Genomic DNA, 15,587 nt, shown 5'->3' on the forward strand with positions numbered 1-15,587 from the left:
ATCCGCTGTGGTCGGACGCGGCCCGGCTCGGCCTGGCCGATCCGGGGCTGCGGGAGGCCGCCACCGCCTGCTTCACGGCGGCGCTGGCGGCGCTGCCCCGGCTGGGTGCCACGCCCGAGGTGTCGGACGCGGTGGCGGGGTATCTGGACCGTTACGTCCTGCGGGGCCGCTGCCCGGCCGACGACCTGCTGGCCGGCGCCCGCGCCGCGGACCCGCGCGCCCACGCGAGGAAGGACATCCGCTCATGACCGCCCAGGAGAGCGGGACGACTGCGGCCGGCACCGAGACGCTGCGCGAGCGGCTGCTCGCCTCGCTGGTCACCGCCCGCGACCGCACCACCCTGCTGACGAGCTGCGTCGAGGACCCGGACCTCACCGCCCAGCACTCCCCGCTGATGTCGCCCCTGGTCTGGGACCTCGCGCACATCGGCAACCAGGAGGAGCTGTGGCTGCTGCGCAACGTCGGCGGCCGGGAGGCGATACGGCCCGACATCGACGTGCTGTACGACGCCTTCGAGCATCCGCGCTCCGAACGCCCCTCGCTGCCGCTGCTCCCGCCCGAGGAGGCGCGGAAGTACGCGGCCGAGGTGCGCGGGCGGGCGCTGGACCTGCTGGAGGGCGCCGACTTCGAGGGTGGCAGCCGGCTCACCGAGGCGGGGTTCGCCTTCGGGATGATCGCCCAGCACGAACAGCAGCACGACGAGACGATGCTGATCACCCATCAGCTCCGCACCGGCCCGGCCGCGCTGACCGCGCCCGCCCACGAGCCGGTGCCGCCCTACACCGGGCCGGCCGAGGTCCTGGTCCCCGGCGGCCCGTTCACCATGGGCACCTCCACCGAACCCTGGGCGCTGGACAACGAACGCCCGGCGCACGTACGGGAGGTGGCGCCGTTCTGGATCGACACGGTGCCGGTGACGAACGGGGCCTACCAGGCGTTCATCGCGGACGGCGGCTACGACACCGAGCGCTGGTGGACGCCGGAGGGCTGGGCGCACGTTCGCCGCAACTCCCTGAAGGCGCCGCTGTACTGGCGGCGGGAGGGCAGCCAGTGGCTGCGGCGCCGGTTCGGGGTCACCGAGGTGGTGCCGCCCGAGGAGCCGGTGCTGCACGTGTGCTGGTACGAGGCGGACGCGTACGCCCGCTGGGCCGGGCGCAGGCTGCCCACCGAGGCGGAGTGGGAGAAGGCGGCCCGGCACGACCCGGTCACCGGCCGCTCCACCCGCTATCCGTGGGGTGACGCCGACCCGGGACCGGAGCACGCCAACCTGGGCCAGCGGCACCTCTCCCCCGCCCCGGCCGGCAGCTACCCGTCCGGTCAGTCCCCGCTCGGGGTGCGGCAGTTGATCGGGGACGTCTGGGAGTGGACGTCGAGCGACCTCGAGCCGTATCCGGGGTTCGCCGCGTTTCCGTACCGGGAGTACTCGGAGGTGTTCTTCGGGCCGGAGTACAAGGTGATGCGCGGCGGTTCGTTCGCCGTGGACGCGGTGGCCTGCCGGGGGACGTTCCGCAACTGGGACTACCCGGTCCGGCGGCAGATCTTCGCCGGGTTCCGCACCGCCCGCTCGGAGTCCGCCTGATGTGCCGCCACCTGGCCTATCTGGGTCCCGAGCAGCCGCTCAAGCACCTTCTGCTGGACCCGCCGCACAGCCTGTACCGGCAGTCCTGGGCGCCCCGGCGCCAGCGCAACGGCACGGTGAACGCGGACGGGTTCGGGGTCGGCTGGTACGCGCACGGCGACCCGGTGCCGGCCCGCTACCGGCGCTCCGGGCCGATCTGGGCGGACCAGTCCCTGCTGGACGTGGCCCGTGTGGTGCGCTCGGGCGCGGTGCTGGCCGCCGTGCGCGACGCCACGCTGACGGGGGCGGACGCGGAGGCCGCGGCGGCGCCGTTCGCCTCGGGGCGGTGGCTGTTCAGCCACAACGGGGCGGTCGCCGGCTGGCCCGACTCGGCCGCCCCGCTGGTCTCCCTGCTGCCCCCGGTCGATGTGCTGTCCCTCCAGGCGCGCACCGACTCGGCGTTCGTCTGGGCGCTGGTCCTGCACCGGCTCAGGTCGGGCGAGGCGCCGGAACACGCCCTCGCCGCGACGGTCCGCCGACTGGCCGAGGCCGCGCCCGCCTCCCGTCTCAACCTGCTGCTGACCGACGGCGAGACCGTCACCGCGACCGCCTGGGGCGACAGTCTCTGGTACCGCGCGGAACCGGGACACGCCGTGATCGTCGCCTCCGAGCCGTACGACGACGAACCGCTGTGGCGGGAGGTCCCCGACCGCACCGTGGTCACCGCGAGCCGTACCGAGGTGCGGCTCGACCCCGTCGAGGACCTCGTGTCCGTGCCACCGAAGGAGCCCTGCACGTGAGCCTGCACGTGACCCGCACCCTCCCCGAGGACGCGACCGACGCCGCGCTGCGCGCCGACGTCCTCGACGGCCTGTCCACCGACCCCAAGACGCTGCCGCCCAAGTGGTTCTACGACGCGCGCGGCAGCGAGCTGTTCGAGCGGATCACGGAGCTGCCCGAGTACTACCCGACCCGTGCCGAACGGGAGATCCTCCAGAACCGCTCCGGTGAGATCGCCGCGGCCAGCGGCGCCCGCACTCTGATCGAGCTGGGTTCGGGCTCCTCCACCAAGACCCGCCACCTGATCGACGCCCTGACCTCGCTGGAGGCGTACGTCCCGGTCGACGTCAGCGAGAGCGCGCTCGTGCAGGCGGGGCGGGCGCTCACCGAGGAGCGGCCCGGTCTCGCGGTGCACGCCCTGATCGCGGACTTCACCAAGCCGATGACGCTGCCCGAAACGCCCGGCCCCCGGCTGGTCGCCTTCCTCGGCGGCACGCTGGGCAACCTGCTGCCCGCCGAGCGGTCCGGCTTCCTGGACAGCGTGCGCGCCATGCTGGCGCCGGGCGACGGGCTACTGCTCGGCACCGACCTGGTGAAGGACGAGGCGGTCCTGGTCCGGGCGTACGACGACGCGTCCGGGGTGACGGCCGCGTTCAACAAGAACGTGCTCAGCGTGATCGACCGCGAGCTGGGCGCCGACTTCGACCCCGACGCCTTCGACCATGTGGCCCGCTGGGACCCGGAGCGGGAATGGATCGAGATGCGGCTGCGCTCGCGTACCGCGCAGACGGTGAAGATCCCGGCGCTCGGCATGGTCGTGGACTTCGCGGCCGGTGAGGAGATGCGCACCGAGGTCTCGGCGAAGTTCCGCCGGGAGGGAGTCGGTGCCGAACTGGACAAGGCGGGGCTGGACTTGACCCACTGGTGGACCGACTCCGAGGACCGCTTCGCGCTGTCCCTCAGCGTGGCGCGCTGAGCGGGGGCGGGCTGAGGGCGGCTGTCTCCCCGCCCGGCGGGCGATTTCTCGCGCGCCGGGCGGGGATACGGCACGGTGGATTACGGCGCGACAAACCGGACCGATCGGGGCAGCCGGGCGCCGTCACCCTGCCGTACGGCGAAGAGGAGCACCCACCCATGTCGAACCACACCTACCGGGTCAGCGAGATCGTCGGCACCTCCACCGACGGTGTCGACCAGGCCATCCGCAACGCCATCGGCCGTGCCGACCAGACCCTGCGCAACCTGGACTGGTTCGAGGTCACGCAGGTCCGGGGGCAGATCGAGAACGGGCGGATCGAGAAGTACCAGGTCTGCATGAAGGTGGGCTTCCGCCTGGAAGACGTCTGAGCCGTCCGCGCCGGCTGGGCCGTCCGACCGCCACCGCCGGCTCAGGTCCGGCCCTCCTGCTCCTGGGCCTGCTCCAGCGCGGCCGAGGACTCGGCCCAGCGGGCCCGTACGACGGCGAAGCCGGCCCGCTCGGCCGCGTCGCAGACCAGCTCGTCGTCGTCCACCACGACCAGCACCTCACGCCGCCGGGCGAGCCGGCGCAGGGTCTCCAGCTTGGTGGTCCGGGCGGGCCTGCGGTCCTGGTTGGGCCGCATGTACAGCTCTCCGTCCGGGAGTTGGTGGAGGGAGAGCCAGTCGAGGGTGTCCCGGCGGCACCGCTCGGGGCGCCCGGTGAGGTACACGAGGTCGCAGGTGCGGGCGGCGGTACGGGCCATCGCCACACCCTCGGCCAGCGGCGGGTCGAGGGGCGCGGCGGCGAAGAACCCGTCCCAGTCGCGCGGGTGCCGCTCCAGGAAGTGCTGCCGGTGCGCGGTTCCCGCGAGGGTGTTGTCGAGGTCGAAGACGGTCACCGGACGTTCGCTGCTGTGTGCCACGGGCCCACTGTAGGGCGGCCGTGCCGGGCGCCGGGCGTTCAAGATGCGAAGCCGGGCAGGGCCGGTGACCCTGGGAGGGGAAGCCTCAAGCGACCAGGAGGGCTGCCATGTCCTTTATGGACAAGATCAAGGGAATGCTCAAGGGCCACGAAGACATGACCGACAAGGGCATCGACAGGGGTGGCGACTACCTCGACCAGCGGACCGGCAACAAGCACCAGTCCCAGGTGGACACCGCTCAGGACAAGCTGAGGGACCAGTTCGGCTCCCAGCAGCACCGCGACAACCCGCCGCAGTCCTAGGACCCGCGGGGGCGACCCGTACCGGTGCGATGCCGGGCGGAAATCCCACCAGGCATACGTCCGCGTCCGGTTCGGAGCAGATCCGAGCCGGACGCGGACGTGTGCGCGGCCGGTTGCGGGATCATTCATCGCATGATCAACACGTCACGCCGCGGTCTGCTGGCCGCCTTCGCCGTCACCGCCGCCTCCCTGCCCCTGGGCGCCCTGGCCACCACCCCCGCGCGGGCCGACGCCCTCCCGGCCCCCGTGGACCCGCTGCCCGCCCCGGCCGGGCTGACCTCGGCCCGTTCCTCGGTGACCCTGCCGCCGCTGGACGCCTCCTACTTCTCCCAGCTGACCCTCGCCGCGCCGCTCACCGCCACCGTGCTGCCCGGCACCCCGGCCCGCACCGAGGTAACCAGCGGCGGCAGACGCGTCGCCCTGCTCACCCGGGGCGCGCGGACCGTGCTGGTGCCGGGCCCGCGAAGAACCTTCGCCGAGAACAAGCGGCCCTTCGTGGACGACTTCGGGCGCACCCTGCCGGACACCTCGCTCCCGGCCGCCGACCGCTCCTGCTGGGGGACCTCGCCGGGCGGCGGGAGCTGGTCCACGCTGGGCCCGGCCGACACCGACTACTCGGTCCTGCCCGGCACCGGTGTCATCGCGCTGACCACGGACTACGCCAGCCGCCACGCGACGCTGCGGGACGACCGGATCACCGACGTGGACGTGCGCGCGACCGCCCGCTTCGACAAGGTGCCCACCGGCCAGGCGTGCTCCTACGCGCTGTCCTTCGGCTACCAGGACACCCACAACAGCTACCGGGCCCGGCTGTCCTTCCTGACCAGCGGCGCGGTGGAGCTGCGCGTCGAGAAGGAGGTCGCCGACACGGTGACCCAGCTCGTCACGGCCGCCACCCTCGCCACCGGCGTCCCGGCGGCCACCGACTTCACGGTCCGGGTGCGCCGGGAGGGGGCCCGGATCAGGGTCAAGGCGTGGCGTACGAGCACGGCGGAGCCCTCCGGCTGGGCGGTGGACGTCACGGACTCCACGTTCGGCGCGGGCCGGGTGGGCCTGCGGGCGCTGGCCAACCAGGGCTGCACCAACCTGCCGGTCAAACTCCAGGTGAGCCGCTTCGAGGTGGACGCCGCGAACTGGGACACCCCGCCGACCGTCACCCATGGCGACTGGGTGCGCGTGCTGCCGCAGCCCTTCGACGGCACCTGGACGGCCGACCTGGAGCGCACGGTGCGCGGGTGGGCCGGGTCGACGGCGCCGGACGTGCTCGCGTACGCGGCGATGTTCCTCGGCGGCGCTCCGGCGGTCACCGCCGGGGACGGGCCCGCGCTGGGCAAGCAGGTGCTGGGCGAGGCCGGTTACGGCTATCTGGACCCGCAGGGCTACCGTTACGAGGGCGCCGACTTCCACGAGTACATGAACGTGGGCTGGACCTTCCCCGACGGCACCTACACCGGGCCGTCGAGCAAGCAGGTCGGCAATCTGGACTGCTCCGGTTACACGCGGATGGTGTACGGCTACCACATGGGCGTACCGCTGGCGGCGGGCGCGGACACCTCGGGGACGCGGATACCGCGCAACCGGACGAACGGCACCGCGCCGCCCGTGGCCGCGCTGCTCCAGCCCGGTGACCTGGTGCTGTTCAACGCCGACTCCAGCGACGACCACGCGACGGTGACCGTGGACCACGTGGGGATCTACCTCGGCCCGGACGCCGACGGCAAGCGCCGCTTCCTGTCCAGCCGGAAGACGGTGGACGGTCCCACCATGTCCGACCTGGGCGGCGCGTCCCTCCTGGACGGCACCGGCACCTACGCCACGTCCCTGCACACCGTGCGCCGCATCTGACCCCTGGAGCACAGCAGACGGGGCCGGGGATGAGCACCACTCCCGGCCCCGCCCGTCCGCCCCCTTTGGCGAACGTCTGCTGAGTTCCCTACCGCTTGCCCGCCTTGCGGGTCGCGCGCAGCCACTCCTTGTTCATTCCGGTGATGGAGAAGAGCGGGATGCCCTTGGGGCAGGCGGTGGCGCATTCGCCGGCCAGGGTGCAGCCGCCGAAGCCCTCCGCGTCCATCTGGGCCACCATGTCCAGCACCCGCGTCTCCCGCTCGGGCGCGCCCTGCGGGAGGACGTTGAGGTGGTTGACCTTGGCCGAGGTGAAGAGCATCGCGGCGCCGTTGGGACAGGCGGCCACGCAGGCCCCGCAGCCGATGCACTCCGCGTGCTCGAAGGCGAAGTCCGCGTCGGGCTTGGGCACCGGCGTCGCGTGCGCCTCCGGGGCGGCGCCCGTGGGAGCGGTGACATAGCCGCCGGCCTGGATGATCCGGTCGAATGCGGACCGGTCCACCACCAGGTCCTTGATGACCGGGAAGGCGGCGGCCCTCCAGGGCTCGATGTCGATCGTGTCGCCGTCCTTGAAGGACCGCATGTGCAACTGGCAGGTGGTGGTCCGCTCGGGTCCGTGGGCGTCGCCGTTGATGACGAGGCTGCACGCGCCGCAGATACCCTCGCGGCAGTCGTGGTCGAAGGCGACGGGGTCCTCGCCCTCCAGGATGAGCCGTTCGTTCAGGACGTCCAGCATCTCCAGGAAGGACATGTCGGGCGAGATGCCGTCCACCTCGTAGGTGGACATGGCGCCGTCGGTGTCGGCGTTCCGCTGGCGCCAGACGCGCAGGGTGAGCCTCATGCGTAGCTCCGCTGGGTGGGATGGACGTACTCGAAGACCAGGTCTTCCTTGTGCAGGACGGGGGCCTCACCAGTGCCGGTGAACTCCCAGGCGGCCGCGTAGCCGAACTCGTCGTCGCGGCGGGCCGCCTCGCCGTCCGGGGTCTGGGACTCCTCGCGGAAGTGGCCGCCGCAGGACTCGGCGCGGTGCAGGGCGTCGAGGCACATCAGCTCGGCCAGTTCGAGGTAGTCGACGATGCGATTGGCCTTCTCCAGCGACTGGTTGAACTCCTCGCCGGTGCCGGGGACTTTGATCCGGCGCCAGAACTCCTCGCGGATGCGGGGGATTTCGGCGAGCGCCTTGCGCAGGCCCTCGGCGTTGCGGGCCATGCCGCAGAACTCCCACATCAGCTCGCCGAGTTCACGGTGGAAGGAGTCGGGGGTGCGGTCGCCGTCGACGGCGAGGAGCAGGCTGACCCGGTCCTCGGTCTCGGCCAGCACCTCCTGCACCTCGGGGTGTTCGCCGGTCAGCGGTTCCTGGTGCGGGTGGCGGGCCAGGTAGTCGTTGAGGGTGGCCGGCAGCACGAAGTAGCCGTCGGCCAGGCCCTGCATCAGCGCCGAGGCGCCGAGCCGGTTGGCCCCGTGGTCGGAGAAGTTGGCCTCCCCGATGGCGAAGAGACCGGGCACGGTGGTCTGGAGGTCGTAGTCGACCCAGAGCCCGCCCATCGTGTAGTGCACGGCGGGGTAGATCCGCATCGGCACCTCGTACGGGTCCTCGTCGGTGATGCGGTGGTACATGTCGAAGAGGTTGCCGTACTTGGCCTCGACCGCCTTGCGGCCCATGCGCGCGATGGCGTCGGAGAAGTCCAGGTAGACGCCCTGGCCGCCGGGTCCGACGCCGCGTCCCTCGTCGCAGACGTTCTTGGCGGCGCGGGAGGCGATGTCGCGCGGGACCAGGTTGCCGAAGGAGGGGTAGATCCGCTCCAGGTAGTAGTCCCGCTCGTCCTCGGGGATCTCCTTGGGCGGACGGGTGTCGCCCTCCGCCTTCGGCACCCAGATACGGCCGTCGTTGCGCAGCGACTCGCTCATCAGGGTCAGCTTGGACTGGTGGTCGCCGGTGCGCGGGATGCAGGTGGGGTGGATCTGGGTGAAGCAGGGGTTGGCGAACAGCGCGCCGCGCCGGTGCGCCCGCCAGATGGCGGTGGCGTTGGAGTTCATGGCGTTGGTCGACAGGTAGAAGACGTTGCCGTAGCCGCCGCTCGCCAGCACCACCGCGTCCGCGAAGTAGGTGTCGATCTTCCCGGTGATCAGGTCGCGGGCGACGATGCCGCGCGCCCGGCCGTCCACCACGATCAGGTCGAGCATCTCGGTGCGCGGGTACATCTCCACGTTCCCGGCCGCGATCTGCCGGGACAGCGCCTGGTAGGCGCCGAGGAGCAACTGCTGGCCGGTCTGGCCGCGGGCGTAGAAGGTGCGGGAGACCTGGACGCCGCCGAAGGAACGGGTGTCCAGCAGTCCGCCGTACTCACGGGCGAAGGGCACGCCCTGGGCCACGCACTGGTCGATGATCTCCACCGAGATCTGCGCGAGGCGGTGCACGTTGGACTCGCGGGCGCGGAAGTCGCCGCCCTTGACGGTGTCGTAGAACAGCCGGTGCACGGAGTCGCCGTCGTTGCGGTAGTTCTTCGCCGCGTTGATGCCTCCCTGCGCCGCGATGGAGTGGGCGCGGCGCGGGGAGTCCTGGTAGCAGAACTGGACGACGTGGTAGCCCTGCTCGGCGAGCGTCGCGCCCGCCGAGCCGCCCGCGAGGCCGGTGCCGACGACGATGACGGTGTGCTTGCGCCGGTTGGCCGGATTGACCAGCTTGGCCTCGAAGCGGCGGGTGTCCCAGCGCTCGTGGACCGGGCCGGAGGGGGCCTTGGTGTCGGCGACCGGGTCGCCGGTCGTGTAGTCGGTGTAGGTCATGGTCAGCTCACCACTTGGGTCATGACGCCCACGGGTACGGCGATGAAGCCGGCCGTGAGCAGCAGCGCGAGGACGTTGGCGGCGGTCTTCAGGACCCGCTCGCGGGTCCGGCCGCCGGCGCCGAGGGTCTGGGCGGCGCTCCAGAAGCCGTGCCGGATGTGCAGGCCGAGGGCGAGCATCGCCACGATGTAGATGACGTTGCCGTACCAGGTGGAGAAGGTGTCCACCACGTTCTGGTACGGGTGGCCCTCCTGGAAGCCGCCGGGGTGTGCGGTGCCGGTGGTCAGGTCCAGGAGGTGCCAGACGATGAAGAGGCCGAGGATGACGCCGCCCCAGCGCATGGTCCGGGTTGCGTAGCTGGTGCGTGCCTTCTTGTGCACGTACTTGCTGGGCCGGGCCTTGATGTCACGGCGGCTGAGCTGGTAGGCGGCGGTGGCGTGGGCGACCACGGCGACCACCAGGACGACCCGGATGAGCCAGAGCGTCCACTCGTAGTGCATGAACGGCTCGCCGACCGTGCGCAGCCAGTGGGCGTAGCTGTTGAACTCGCCGGCCCCGAAGTAGATCTTCAGATTCCCGATCATGTGCGCGACCAGGTACAGCAGCATCACAATGCCGCTGACGGCCATCACGGTCTTCTTGCCGACGGAGCTGTCCCAGACCGTGCGCGCCATCGACGGCCGTCGGTCCGTCCGCGTTGCCAGAGCCATGGACAGCACGTTACGACCGGGCAGGCCGATCGGTCCAAGACATGGATCGGCTGGTTTCCATAGTCTTTCGCTATCCTGGAGGCGTGCAGTTCCAGCAGCTCCAGTACTTCGTCGCCGTGGCCGAGACCCGGCACTTCACCCGTGCCGCCGAACGGGTCCATGTCGCCCAGCCCTCGCTCTCCCAGCAGATCCGGGCGCTGGAGCGGGAGCTGGGCGCGGACCTGTTCGTCCGGGCGCGCGGCAACATCGCGCTGACCGACGCGGGCGAGGCGCTGCTCCCGCTGGCCCGCCGCATCCTCGCGGACGCGGACACCGCCCGGCAGGAGGTGCAGGAACTGGTCCAGCTCCGGCGCGGCCGGGTGCGCCTCGGCGCCACCCCGAGCCTCTGCACGGGCCTGCTGCCGGACGTCCTCCGCGCCTTCCACGACCGCTACCCGGGCATCCAGCTCCTGATCCAGGAGAGCGGCTCCCGAGACCTGGTCCGCGAACTCGGCCGCGGCGCCCTCGACCTCGCCCTGATCGTCCTCCCCCTCCCGGCGCCGGCCCCCGCCCTGACGACGGTCGAGCTGCTGCGCGAAGACCTGGTCGTGGTCTCCTCCCCCGACGCCCCCGCCCCCGGCGGCGGCCGCCGCTCCGTCGAGATCGCCGACCTCGAGAACGAACGCCTCGTGATGTTCCGCCACGGCTACGACCTCCGCGAGCTCACCGTCAACGCGTGCCGCTCGGCCGGCTTCGAGCCGGAGTTCGCCGTCGAGGGGGGTGAGATGGACGCGGTCCTCGGCTTCGTCCGCGCGGGGCTGGGCGTGGCTGTCGTACCCCGGATGGTGGCGAGCCGTGCCGGGCGGGGCCTCCGGGTGACTCCGCTCGCCCGGCCCGGGCTGTCCCGGACCATCGCGCTGGCCCACCGCAGCGATGTGGCTCCGCCTCGGGGGGCTCGGGAACTCCAGCGGATGCTGCTGGAGCGGTAGCGCCCGCCCGTCTGCCCGGTGCTGTGGCTTTTCGGGTGCGGGTTCGTCGGGGCTGGTCGCGCGGTTCCCCGCGCCCCTGGCGGGGGTGCGGGCCGCTTGGCGGCCGCACCCCCTGGCCCCGCTAACCCGTCGCGTCCGCCAACGCCAGTGTGTGGAGCTGTTCCGGGGGGCCCGGGCGGGCGTAGTACCAGCCCTGGGCGGTGTCGCAGCCGAGGAGGCGGAGCTGGTCGGCCTGGGCGCTGGTTTCCACGCCTTCCACCGTGACCGCGAGGTCGAGGCTGTGGGCGAGGGAGACGATGCCTTCGACGATCTTGAGGTCCACCGGATCGGCGGGGTACTGCTGCATGCCCTGGGTGAAGGAGCGGTCGAGTTTGAGGACGCTGACCGGGAGGCGGCGCAGGTTGGCGAGGTTGGAGTAGCCGGTGCCGAAGTCGTCCAGGGCTATGTCGACGCCCATCTCGGCGAGCCGGCGCAGCGGCTTCAGGAGGCCGTCGTCGGCGCCGATCAGCGCGGACTCGGTGACCTCCAGGCACAGCGCGTCCGGGGTGACACCGGCGCGCTCCAGGATGTCGACGGTGTCCTGCACCAGGCCGGGGTGGGTGAGCTGGCACGGGGAGAGGTTGACGTTGATCCGCAGCGGGCCGGCCGTCTTCTCCCGCCACGCACGGGCCTGCCGGATCGATTCCTCAAGGACCCACCGGCCCAGCGGCACGATCAGCCCGGTGTGCTCGGCGAGCGGGATGAAGCGGTCCGGCCCGAGCACCCCGTGCTGCGGGTGCAGCCAGCGGACCAGGGCCTCCGCTCCGCTCACGGTGCCGTCGCCGAGGTGGACCAGGGGCTGGTACTCGATGAAGAACTCGCCGCGTTCCAGCGCGCTCGGCAGCGCGGTGGTGAGCCCGTGCCGGGTGATCGCGCGGGCGTCCGCCTCCGGGTCGGCCAGCTCGGCCCGGTTGCCGCCCGCCGACTTGGCCCGGTACATCGTGATGTCGGCGCTGCGCAGCACCTCCGCCGCCGTACGCTCCCCCGCCGGGCCCTCCACGATGCCGAGGCTGCCACGCACCAGGAGGTCGCGGCCGTCGATGCCGACCGGGGTGAGCAGGGCGTGGGTGATGCGTTCGGCCAGCTCCTCCACCCCGCGCTCGGTGTCGCGGCCGGTGGTGAGGGCCACGAACTCGTCGCCGCCGAGCCGGGCGACCATCTCGCCGGGCGCGGTGGTGCAGGACTGCAGCCGGTCCGCGACCTCCACCAGCAGCCGGTCGCCGGCCGCGTGGCCGAGGCTGTCGTTGATGGCCTTGAAGCCGTCGAGGTCGAGGTAGCACAGCCCGAAGCGCTGGCCCTCGCCCGCCGCGAGCGCCTTCTCCAGCCGCTCGAAGAACAGGGTCCGGTTGGGCAGCCCGGTCAGGGCGTCGTGCGTGGCCTCGTAGCGCAGCCGCAGATGGAGCAGCCGGCGCTCGGTGGTGTCCTCCATCAGCGCCAGCTGGTACTGCGGGGCGCCGTCGGCGTCGCGGAGCAGGGAGACCGTGAGGTTGGTCCACAGCGCGGTGCCGTCGGTCCGGTGGAACGCCTTCTCCACGTGGTAGTGGTCGCGTTCGCCGCGGACGAGTTCCTCGTAGAGCCGCCAGGTCTGGGGCGCGTCCTCTGGATGGGTCCAGTCCCGGACCTTCCGGCCGCGCATCATGGTCTCGGAGAGGCCGAACATGCGCTGGAGGGCGCCGTTGACCTGGAGGACGTTGCCGTCGAGGTCGGCGATGCCGATGCCGATCGCCGCACCCTCGAACACCGCGCGGAAGCGGGCCTCGCTGGCGTGCAGGGCCTCGGCGACCACACCCTGGGCGCGGAGCGCGGCCTGCGCGATGCACTCCTGCTCGGCGCGGGTGCGCTCGCGCAGCGCCTGGGCGTACCCGGCGGCCATGGCGTGCTGCAACCGCGAGGAACGCATGCGGAGTTGGTCCTGCGGGCTGTCGTCACCGCAGTACAGGACGAGGTAGGCGTCGACGCAGTCCAGGGTACGGGCGAGCACCTCGGGATCGGTGCCGTGCGCCTCGACCAGCGCGGCGCCGACCGACCGCGCCTCCCCGGCGTCGAAGCTTCTGGCCCGCAGCGCCCGGCTGAGGCGGTGGGCGAGGGGGAGCAGCAGCTCCTCGAAATCGGCGCGGGTGAGCGACGTGGAGGTGACGGGGTAGACGGCCCGGCTCCAGATCGTCGTCAGCCGCCGCACTCTGCCCTCCGGGCCGTCCGGCTCCGCGCTCACGCCGTACGCCCCACGCCGGCGAACCCGGAGAACGCGAAGTCGTCCTCGTCCTCCTGCGCCGACTCGGGCCGCCAGTCCGGGAGATGGACCAGTCCGGGGTCGAGCAGCTCGAAGCCGTCGAAGAAGCGGGCGATCTCGTCGCGCGGGCGCATCACCAGCGGGCTGCGGATGTCCCGGTACACGTCCACCGCGCCCTCGGCGCGCTCCTCGGGCAGGGGGATGCCCTCGTAGGAGGCGTGGGTGAGGATCAGCAGGCTGCCCGGCGCGAGCGCGGCCCGCAGTTCGGCCACCGCGCGGTGGGGTTCGTCGGCGTCCTCCAGGAAGTGCAGTACGGCCACCAGCAGCAGGGCCATCGGCCGGTCGAGGTCGATCAGCCGGGCCACCTCGGGGCTGGTCAGGATCTCCCGCGGCTTGCGCAGATCGGCGGCGACCACCCCGGCGTCCTCGTTCCCCGCGAGCACCGCCTGGCTGTGCGCGACGGCGACGGGATCGTGGTCGACGTAGACGACGCGGGCGCCGGGCCGGGCGGCCTGGGCTATCTCGTGGACGTTGCCGAAGGTCGGGATGCCGGAGCCGACGTCGAGGTACTGGTCGATGCCCTGCTCGGCGGCGAACCGCACGGCCCGGCGCAGGAACGCCCGGTTGGCCTGCATGGTCTTGGGCAGGCCGGGGAGGAACTCCATCGCCTTGCGGGCCGCTTCCCGGTCGACCTCGAAGTTGTGCGAACCGCCCAGGTAGTAGTCGTACATGCGCGAGACGCTCGGCACCGAGATGTCGATGCTCCGGGGGGCCCAGGCAGGGCGCTCCATGTATCACTCCAAGGCGTAGGCGGCAGGGACGGGCGAGCCGGTGTTCGAGCTGAGGCTACTGATCGCCCGCCAAAGGGGCGACCCGAAACGGAAATTGACCATCCGTTCCCGGTCACCGCCTGCGGGAAGTACCCGTCCGACCCCGCTGGGTGACCGTCCGGGCGCACGGCACAGGGCCCGTCCCCTCCGCGTGACACGGACGGTACGGGCCCTGCGCCGGGCGGTGACCGCTACTGGGCGGGCGCGCCGATCGGCTTGCCCTCGGGCGATACGGCGTACCAAGTGCCGCCCACACCCTGGCCGTTGGTGTCACCGGGGGCCTTGTCGCCGGCGAAGGTGTAGATGGGCCAGCAGTTGACCGACATCTGCTTCACGCCGTCGGGACGGGTGAAGGGCATCAGGCCCTTCTTCTTCACGCCCTGGGTGTCGTCGGCGCTCACCGGCGCCACCGCGGGCCACTTCTCCAGGCACGCCCCGGTGCAGTTGGAGACGGACTTGGGCCATGCCTTGTCCTTGAGGAAGCGGTAGACCGTGCGGCCATTCTTGTCGACGACGATGTCACCGAGCTCGGGGTCCTTGCGGACGGAGAGGCCGGGCAGCGAAGTCAGCGACGCCTTCTTGCCGTTGGGGGCGAGCGCGAACCACTTGCCGCCCACGCCCTGGCCGTTGACGTCGCCGGAGTTGAGGTCCTTGGCGTAGCGGTACGCGGGCCAGCCGCCGATGGTGAGCTGCTTGGTGCCGTCGGCGCGGGTGACCTCGCCCAGCATGGCCTTGTCGATGCCGGCCCCGGCGTTGGCGTCGTCGGCGGGGACCGGGGGCCAGGTGGTGGCGCAGTCGCCGTCGCAGTTGGTCTTCGGCGGCTCGGCCGTGTCCTTGTCGAAACGGTACAGGGTGAGGCCGGACCCGTCGGTGAGCACATTGCCGAGCTGCGGGTTGGTGGCCACCGTCAGCTTGCCCGCGGGGGCGGCGGGGGTCGGGGAGGCGCTGCTCTGGGCACCGTCGGCGCCGTAGCCGTTGCCCGCGGTGACCCCGGTGCCGATACCGGCGGCGCTGGCCGACGCTCCCACGTTCTGGGCCGCCGCCGCCGGGGGCGTGACGTTGTCCTGACCGCACGCCGTCGTCAGCGCCAGCACCGAAGCGGCCGTGGCCACCAGTGCGGCGGTCCGCCAGGAGGTCTTCATCCTCAACTCCCCATTTTCGCCAGTTTGTTGCGGCGCTACTGAGTCACCGCACGGCCATGGGTACGGGGCGCGGGGGGCGCAGCGTTCAACGGGGCGGCGAAAAACTTTCGGCGGTGCGCGACGGGGCGTACCGAGGGGGTGGCGGTGCGTACGTGCGTACCCATCGCTCCGGCGGGGCTGCCCGGCGTGTCAAACCAGGTGGGGTGCGTTGTCCCTCCTTCGGATCAATTGCCGTACGAATGGCGGCGGGGGCTTCGCGGGGCCTCCATGATCTCGCTCGTGCAAGGTCCCCAAGCAACCCGATGTGCGGTCGCCACCAGGGCGTTGGCGCTGCTCGCGGTGGCGTGGAGCGTGGTCGGCTGCCCGGTCGGCACGGCCTCGGCCGACGCCTGCGCCTACGCCTCCACGGGCCCGGACGGCACGGTGGCCGTGGCGGTGGCCGGAAACCACCACCCCGGCCCACCGCCCTGCCATCCGCCACCCCCGCCGCCCTGTCCGCCGACGCCCACGCCGACCCCCACG

General features: G+C 72.1%; 14 protein-coding genes and 2 pseudogenes. 9 read left to right on the forward strand and 7 right to left on the reverse strand.

The features are described 5' to 3' along the window. From GT030_RS05005 to GT030_RS05025, 5 genes and pseudogenes are all read left to right on the forward strand, one after another. Positions 1-248, forward strand: a pseudogene (locus tag GT030_RS05005) (ergothioneine biosynthesis glutamate--cysteine ligase EgtA); the annotation flags it as partial. Beyond that, on the forward strand, positions 245-1,579 hold the full coding sequence (egtB, locus tag GT030_RS05010) for an ergothioneine biosynthesis protein EgtB (protein WP_161200018.1): 1,335 nt from the start codon (positions 245-247) through the stop codon (positions 1,577-1,579). The pseudogene GT030_RS05005 and the gene egtB, both read left to right, overlap by 4 nt. After that, complete coding sequence (egtC, locus tag GT030_RS05015; RefSeq protein WP_161200019.1) at positions 1,579-2,358, forward strand: ergothioneine biosynthesis protein EgtC; 780 nt, start codon at positions 1,579-1,581, stop codon at positions 2,356-2,358. Before egtB ends, egtC begins: the two co-directional genes overlap by 1 nt. Then, entirely contained in the window at positions 2,355-3,314 is a 960-nt protein-coding gene (egtD, locus tag GT030_RS05020) for an L-histidine N(alpha)-methyltransferase (protein WP_161200020.1), read from the forward strand. The genes egtC and egtD overlap by 4 nt, the downstream gene beginning before the upstream one ends. 158 nt (positions 3,315-3,472) lie before the next feature. Then, a complete protein-coding gene (locus GT030_RS05025; protein WP_161200021.1) occupies positions 3,473-3,685 on the forward strand; it encodes a dodecin in 213 nt (70 codons plus the stop codon). A gap of 41 nt (positions 3,686-3,726) precedes the next feature. On the opposite strand, the gene GT030_RS05030 is transcribed toward GT030_RS05025, so the two are convergent. Beyond that, positions 3,727-4,218 (reverse strand): hypothetical protein, encoded by a 492-nt coding sequence (locus GT030_RS05030; protein ID WP_161200022.1) that lies wholly within the window; start codon positions 4,216-4,218, stop codon positions 3,727-3,729. Between the two features lie 107 nt (positions 4,219-4,325). Here GT030_RS05030 and GT030_RS05035 point away from each other — a divergent pair, with 107 nt between their 5' ends. Both GT030_RS05035 and GT030_RS05040 read left to right on the forward strand, forming a co-directional pair. Next, a complete protein-coding gene (locus GT030_RS05035; protein ID WP_031182137.1) occupies positions 4,326-4,520 on the forward strand; it encodes an antitoxin in 195 nt (64 codons plus the stop codon). A gap of 132 nt (positions 4,521-4,652) precedes the next feature. After that, entirely contained in the window at positions 4,653-6,365 is a 1,713-nt protein-coding gene (locus GT030_RS05040; RefSeq protein ID WP_161200023.1) for an NlpC/P60 family protein, read from the forward strand. 88 nt (positions 6,366-6,453) lie between these two features. Here the strand turns inward: GT030_RS05040 and GT030_RS05045 are convergent, their stop codons facing one another. The 3 genes from GT030_RS05045 to GT030_RS05055 are packed head-to-tail and all read right to left on the reverse strand — an operon-like array spanning position 6,454 to position 9,820. Beyond that, positions 6,454-7,203: a succinate dehydrogenase/fumarate reductase iron-sulfur subunit gene (locus GT030_RS05045; RefSeq protein WP_161200024.1), complete on the reverse strand. Its 750-nt coding sequence runs from the start codon at positions 7,201-7,203 to the stop codon at positions 6,454-6,456. Beyond that, positions 7,200-9,146 (reverse strand): fumarate reductase/succinate dehydrogenase flavoprotein subunit, encoded by a 1,947-nt coding sequence (locus GT030_RS05050; RefSeq protein WP_161200025.1) that lies wholly within the window; start codon positions 9,144-9,146, stop codon positions 7,200-7,202. The genes GT030_RS05045 and GT030_RS05050 overlap by 4 nt, the downstream gene beginning before the upstream one ends. Positions 9,147-9,148: 2 nt before the next feature. Next, positions 9,149-9,820, reverse strand: a complete 672-nt coding sequence (locus GT030_RS05055) for a succinate dehydrogenase (protein WP_161200030.1) — start codon at positions 9,818-9,820, stop codon at positions 9,149-9,151. Positions 9,821-9,939: 119 nt separating this feature from the next. Here GT030_RS05055 and GT030_RS05060 point away from each other — a divergent pair, with 119 nt between their 5' ends. Beyond that, complete coding sequence (locus tag GT030_RS05060; protein ID WP_161200026.1) at positions 9,940-10,824, forward strand: LysR family transcriptional regulator; 885 nt, start codon at positions 9,940-9,942, stop codon at positions 10,822-10,824. A gap of 121 nt (positions 10,825-10,945) precedes the next feature. Here GT030_RS05060 and GT030_RS05065 read toward each other — a convergent pair whose 3' ends face one another. The 3 genes from GT030_RS05065 to GT030_RS05075 all read right to left on the reverse strand — a co-directional run bounded on the left by GT030_RS05065 (position 10,946) and on the right by GT030_RS05075 (position 15,065). Further along, a complete protein-coding gene (locus GT030_RS05065) occupies positions 10,946-13,075 on the reverse strand; it encodes an EAL domain-containing protein (protein ID WP_161200027.1) in 2,130 nt (709 codons plus the stop codon). After that, complete coding sequence (locus GT030_RS05070) at positions 13,072-13,884, reverse strand: SAM-dependent methyltransferase (RefSeq protein ID WP_161200028.1); 813 nt, start codon at positions 13,882-13,884, stop codon at positions 13,072-13,074. Before GT030_RS05070 ends, GT030_RS05065 begins: the two co-directional genes overlap by 4 nt. 230 nt (positions 13,885-14,114) lie before the next feature. Continuing rightward, positions 14,115-15,065 carry an SCO0930 family lipoprotein gene (locus GT030_RS05075; RefSeq protein WP_161200029.1) on the reverse strand — a complete coding sequence of 317 codons (951 nt, stop codon included), beginning with the start codon at positions 15,063-15,065 and terminating at the stop codon, positions 14,115-14,117. A 324-nt stretch (positions 15,066-15,389) separates the two neighbouring features. On the opposite strand from GT030_RS05075, the pseudogene GT030_RS36170 reads away from it, so the two are divergent. Then, positions 15,390-15,587: pseudogene (locus tag GT030_RS36170) on the forward strand (hypothetical protein); the annotation flags it as partial.

The sequence above is a fragment of the Streptomyces sp. SID1328 genome, assembly GCF_009865595.1.
GTDB lineage: Bacteria > Actinomycetota > Actinomycetes > Streptomycetales > Streptomycetaceae > Streptomyces > Streptomyces griseoluteus.

Excerpts from the sequence above, each read along its gene's own strand:
- GT030_RS05070 (WP_161200028.1), bottom strand. The coding sequence starts at position 13,884 with ATGGAGCGCCCTGCCTGGGCCCCCCGGAGCATCGACATCTCGGTGCCG.
- GT030_RS05050 (WP_161200025.1), bottom strand. The coding sequence starts at position 9,146 with ATGACCTACACCGACTACACGACCGGCGACCCGGTCGCCGACACCAAG.
- egtC (WP_161200019.1), top strand. The coding sequence starts at position 1,579 with ATGTGCCGCCACCTGGCCTATCTGGGTCCCGAGCAGCCGCTCAAGCAC.
- GT030_RS05040 (WP_161200023.1), top strand. The coding sequence starts at position 4,653 with ATGATCAACACGTCACGCCGCGGTCTGCTGGCCGCCTTCGCCGTCACC.
- GT030_RS05045 (WP_161200024.1), bottom strand. The coding sequence starts at position 7,203 with ATGAGGCTCACCCTGCGCGTCTGGCGCCAGCGGAACGCCGACACCGAC.
- GT030_RS05055 (WP_161200030.1), bottom strand. The coding sequence starts at position 9,820 with ATGGCGCGCACGGTCTGGGACAGCTCCGTCGGCAAGAAGACCGTGATG.
- GT030_RS05075 (WP_161200029.1), bottom strand. The coding sequence starts at position 15,065 with ATGAAGACCTCCTGGCGGACCGCCGCACTGGTGGCCACGGCCGCTTCG.
- GT030_RS05035 (WP_031182137.1), top strand. The coding sequence starts at position 4,326 with ATGTCCTTTATGGACAAGATCAAGGGAATGCTCAAGGGCCACGAAGAC.
- egtB (WP_161200018.1), top strand. The coding sequence starts at position 245 with ATGACCGCCCAGGAGAGCGGGACGACTGCGGCCGGCACCGAGACGCTG.
- GT030_RS05025 (WP_161200021.1), top strand. The coding sequence starts at position 3,473 with ATGTCGAACCACACCTACCGGGTCAGCGAGATCGTCGGCACCTCCACC.